Raw genomic sequence first — 5,007 nt, forward strand, 5'->3', positions numbered from 1 at the left:
GGCGAGATCCCCGTCGGCCTGCCGCGCCACCGCGCGCTGGCGGTCGCAGCTCGAGCCGACCTGAAGAATGTGCAGGACGTCGGTGAGTTCGTCGACGCATTCCAGCCGCCGCGCGACGGGCAGCAGATCGTCGACGAGAACGGCGATCTCGTCCCGGACACGGCGGGTCGTGCCCCCCTCGTCGAGCAGGATCTCGGCGTCCAGGCCGTACCGGGCGGCCCGCCACTTGTTCTCCTGCACCACCCAGCGCTGCGGCGTCGGCAGCCGGTGGCCCTGGTCGAGCCGGGTGTTCATCCGGTCGACCAGGCACTGGGTCAGCGCGGCGATCGCCCCGACCTCCAGCAGGGTCGGCAGGCCGTCACAGATACGCAGCTCCACCGTGCCGAAGTCCGGGTGCGGCCGGACGTCCCACCACACCTCACGGATGGTCTCCACCGTCCCGGACGACACCAGCGTCCCCATGAACCGCTCGAACTGCTCCCAGTCCGACAGAAGGTACGGCAGGCCGGCGGTGGGCAGGCTCTCGAACACCTTCGAGCGCGACGACGCCAGCCCCGTGTCCAGACCCAGCCAGAACGGCGAGGACGCCGACAACGCGAGGAAATGCGGGATGTAGCCGACGAGCGCGTTCACGACGGGAATCGCCCGCTCCTGCGCGGGAACGCCGACATGTACGTGCACGCCGAAAATCAGCAGGCGTCGGGCGACCCACTGCATGCGTTCCAGGATGGAGCGGTAGCGCGGGTCGGGACTGATCTGCTGGCTGGCATAACTGGTGATCGGGTGGGTACCGCTGCACATCAGGGCAAGCCCGCGCGACGCGGCCAGATCCTCGATGAGACCGACGGTCACGGCCAGGTCGGCCTTGGCGTCGGCGACCGTGTCGCAGACCCCGGTGACGACCTCGATGACCGACTCGAACAGCTCGTGTTTGGCCCGCTGTTCGGCATGTTCACCGATCTTGGCCTGATACTCGTCGAGGATGGCGGTCGCCGCCCCGCGAAGCTGACGGGTACGGCGGTCGACCAGCGCCAGCTCCCACTCGACGCCGAGACTGGATGTCGGTGACGGCGAGAACGGTATCTGCATTCCCGGGCCTCCTGTCGTATCCGGCGCGTGATCCACGGCCAACCCGCCCGAAGCCGAACCAGCCGGCCCCGATGCCCGTCCGGGACGGATTCACCGGTCATACCCACGCCACGACACGTGATGCGGCCAGGTAACCGTAAAACGGCCGGGACGCCGCCGGAGGCGGTTTCACCCGGTCAAGAGCCCGCCAGGTCCTGCCAGGCAGGGGAATTCGCGTGTGGTGGCAGGTGAAGGTGGCGGCGTTTACGCTGTCGGGAGTACCCGGATGCCCAGCTCACGCACCTGCCGGGCGTCGATCGGAGTCGGCGCGCCGGTCATCGGGTCAAGTCCGGACTGGGTTTTCGGGAAGGCGATGACCTCGCGGATGTTGTCCTCGCCGGCGAGGATCGCCACCAGCCGGTCGATACCGACGGCGAAACCGCCGTGCGGCGGGGCCCCGTAGGAGAACGGCGTCAGGAAGAAACCGAACCGGCGGTCGGCCTCCGCCGCCGAGATCCCCAGCGCGGCGAAGATGCGCTGCTGCAGGTCGGGCTCGTGGATCCGGATCGATCCCGAGCCGAGCTCCCAGCCGTTAAGCACCAGGTCGTAGGCGCGGCTGCGCACGGCCAGCGGCTCGGTCTCGAGCTTGTCGAGGTCGTCGGGGTGCGGCCGGGTGAAGGGGTGGTGGCCGGGCTTGGGCCGCCCGGTCTGCGCATCGACCCCGACGAACAGCGGGAAGTCGGTGACCCAGACGAAACGAAACCCGCCCTCGCCGGCCGGCGGGCGGCCGAGGTCGTTACGGAGCTGGCCGAGCACCTCGCAGACCGTCGCCCACTCGTCGGCGACCAGCAGCAGCAGGTCGCCGTCCTCACCGCCGGTCGCCTTCACGATCCCGGCCAGTTCGGCGGCGGAGAGGAACTTCGCCACCGGCGACTCCAGCGACCCCTCGGCACCGACCCGCATCCACACCAGGCCCTTCGCGCCAAGCTGCTTGGCCCGGTCGGTCAGCGCGTCCAGCGCCTTGCGATTGTGGGTGGCCGAACCGCCAGGCACCCGGATGCCCTTCACCGACGGCGCCCCGGCGAACGCCTGGAAGCCGCTGCCCGTGAAGACCCCGGTCAGCTCGACGAGCTCCAGGCCGAAGCGCAGGTCGGGCTTGTCCACGCCGAAACGGTCCATGGCCTCGTGCCAGGTGATCCGCTCGATCGGCGCGACCGGCCCGCCGGTGACGGCCCGCGCGGCGGTCAGCACCGCGGCGGAGATCACCTCCAGGACGTCGTCCTGGTCGACAAAGCTCATCTCGACGTCGAGCTGGGTGAACTCGTACTGCCGGTCGGCGCGCAGGTCCTCGTCACGCAGGCAGCGGGCGAACTGGAAGTAACGGTCGGCGCCGCCCACCATCAGGAGCTGTTTGAACAGCTGCGGGGACTGCGGCAGCGCGTAGAAACTGCCCGGGAACTGCCGGGACGGCACGACGAACTCCCGCGCCCCCTCCGGCGTGGAGGGCATCAGCAGCGGCGTCTCGACCTCGACGAACTCCCGCGGTACCAGCTCCGAGCGCAGCGCGGCCAGCACCGCCGAGCGGGTGCGCAGGTTGCGCTGCATGCGCTCGCGGCGCAGGTCCAGGTAGCGGTAGGTGAGCCGGGTCGCCTCGTCGACCGAGTCCGCCCGCTCGTCGATCGGGAACGGCGGCGGCAGCGCCGCGGAGAGGACCGTCACCACGCAGTCGTGCAGCTCGATCTCGCCGGTGGCCAGGTTGGGGTTGATCGTCCCCTCGGGCCGGGCCGCCACCGTCGCGGTGACGGCGACGACATACTCGGAGCGGACGTCGACGGAGCCGTCCACCACGCACTGCACCTGGCCGGAGTGATCCCGCAGATCGACGAACATCAGCGACTGGCCGTGCTGGCGGCGGCGGGCCACCCAGCCGCATACCGTAACCGTCGCACCGATGTGCTCCGTGCGCAGCGCACCGCACAGGTGTGACCGCATCGCCGTCTTCATCGACCGTTCCGCCCGTTCGCTGTAGTTCCTGGGCCTGCCGTGGTTGCTTCAGGCGCCCGAGCACGCCCGTATCACGACGCCCGTACCGCGACCGACCTTACCGGCCGCCAGCGCCGCAACCGAACGAACATTCACGCCCACCGCCCGTCACCGTCACGAAGCCATGCCGCCACGGATCCGTCAGGGCACCACCACGATCAGGCATCCCAGCGGCCGATCGTCCACGCGGCGCAAGGCCACCCGCCCACGCACCGAGCGTCCATTTCACCACGACCCGTCCGACCAGATAACCGCAAGGACAGTGTCCAGGTGACCACGATACCTGCGTCCAACTGTCCACAGACCATGCGACCAGATGACCACGATCATGGCGGCCAAGTGTCCATAATGGTGGTGTGAACGCATCAGGCGCGCTGATCAGACGCAAGGCGGAGGCACTCATCGTGGAGGCGCTGGGAGACACCAGAGTCGTCGCGATCAACGGCGCGCGACAGGCCGGCAAGAGCACCCTCGCCCGGCTGGCCGCCGCCGCCACCGCCAACCCGCTGATCCGCCTGCTCGACGACCCCGCCACGCTGCGCGCCGCGCACGACGACCCGACAGGCTTCATCGACCACGACGGCCTGTTGGTCGTGGACGAGGTCCAGCTCGCCCCCGAACTGTTCCGTTCGATCAAGGTGGCGGTGGACACCGACCCCCGGCCCGGCCGCTTCCTCCTGACCGGCTCCGCTCAGATCCTCGCCCTACGCGACCTTCCGGACGCGCTCCCCGGGCGCATCGAGACCATCGAACTGTGGCCGTTCTCACAGGGAGAGATCGACGGGACGCCGGACCACTTCGTCGACGCGGCCTTCACCCACGGCCCCGGGCTCAGCCGCACCTCGCCGCTGCGACGCCGCGACTACCTCGAACGCATCGTCCGCGGCGGCTACCCCGAAGCGGTGCGGCGCTCACCCCGCCGCCGGACGGCGTTCTTCGACTCCTACCTGTCCACCCTCATCGCCCGGGACGTCACCGAACTGTCCGCCATCCAGCGCCGCGGTGAGCTGCACCAACTGCTCGCCCTGCTCGCGAGCCGGTCCGGTGGGCTGCTGGTACCCGGCGCGCTCGCGTCACAGTCCGGCATCCCCAGAACCACTCTCAACCGCTACCTGGACCTGCTGTCCGCGGTCTTTCTCATCAAGCTGGTTCCGGCCTGGTCCACCGGCCACACCCACCGGGCGGTCGGCACACCGAAGCTGGCATACGTGGACAGCGGCATAGCCTGCCATCTGCTGGGGCAGGACGCGGCCCGGCTCGGGGAACCCGACGGCACCGCCGGCCCGATGGTCGAGAACTTCGTCCTCACCGAACTCGCCCGCCAACTCGGCTGGAACGAGCAGTCCGCCCGCCTCTACCACTACCGGACGAAGGACAAGGTCGAGGTGGACGCACTGCTGGAGACCCCCGACGGCCGTGTCGTCGGGATCGAGGTCAAAGCCGGCGCCACCGTCCGCACCGAGGACCTCGCCGGCCTACGCCACCTCGCCAACCTGCTCGGCCCACGCTTCGTAGCCGGCTACGTCCTCTACACCGGCCAGCAGACCCTACCCTTCGGCGACCGCCTCTCCGCCCTCCCCCTCGACGCCCTGTGGAACCTGACCCCCTGATGACCCACCTGACCCCGCGAGTCCGGTGAGGTCGTTCTCGCAGGTCGGGCGGGAACGGGCCGGTGAACGGCGCACGTTCCGCTCCCCCGGCCAGCCCGGACGCACAGCCAGACGCCGCCCGCGGTGGTGCCCGCCGTAGAGTGATCGTATGACGGCAGGTCGGCTTGCGGCGGTGACGGTCGAGGGGTACACCTCGATCCGCTCGACGCGGGTCCGGCTGGGCGGGCTGAACGTCCTGATCGGCCCGAACGGGGCGGGCAAGAGCAACTTCGTCTCCGCGCTGGAG

The 5,007-nt window shown here is 69.9% G+C and carries 3 protein-coding genes and 1 pseudogene; 2 read left to right on the forward strand and 2 right to left on the reverse strand.

All coding sequences use genetic code 11. The annotated features are described in order from the left end of the window. Both NBW84_RS22500 and aspS read right to left on the reverse strand, forming a co-directional pair. Nucleotides 1-1,089, reverse strand: a 1,089-nt coding sequence (locus tag NBW84_RS22500; RefSeq protein WP_250287206.1) for a glutamate--cysteine ligase, incomplete at its 3' end; no start/stop codon positions are given. Between the two features lie 243 nt (nt 1,090-1,332). Continuing rightward, nucleotides 1,333-3,072: an aspartate--tRNA ligase gene (aspS, locus tag NBW84_RS22505; RefSeq protein ID WP_250287207.1), complete on the reverse strand. Its 1,740-nt coding sequence runs from the start codon at nt 3,070-3,072 to the stop codon at nt 1,333-1,335. Nucleotides 3,073-3,467: 395 nt separating this feature from the next. Between aspS and NBW84_RS22510 the strand changes: the two genes are divergently transcribed. Both NBW84_RS22510 and NBW84_RS24635 read left to right on the forward strand, forming a co-directional pair. Next, nucleotides 3,468-4,721: an ATP-binding protein gene (locus NBW84_RS22510; protein WP_250287210.1), complete on the forward strand. Its 1,254-nt coding sequence runs from the start codon at nt 3,468-3,470 to the stop codon at nt 4,719-4,721. 148 nt (nt 4,722-4,869) lie between these two features. Further along, nucleotides 4,870-5,007, forward strand: a pseudogene (locus NBW84_RS24635) (AAA family ATPase); the annotation flags it as partial.

This window comes from Protofrankia sp. CiP1_Cm_nod2 (assembly GCF_920664355.1).
Taxonomy (GTDB): Bacteria; Actinomycetota; Actinomycetes; order Frankiales; family Frankiaceae; genus Protofrankia.

Coding starts and splice junctions, on each gene's coding strand:
- aspS (WP_250287207.1), bottom strand. CDS start 3,072: ATGAAGACGGCGATGCGGTCACACCTGTGCGGTGCGCTGCGCACGGAG.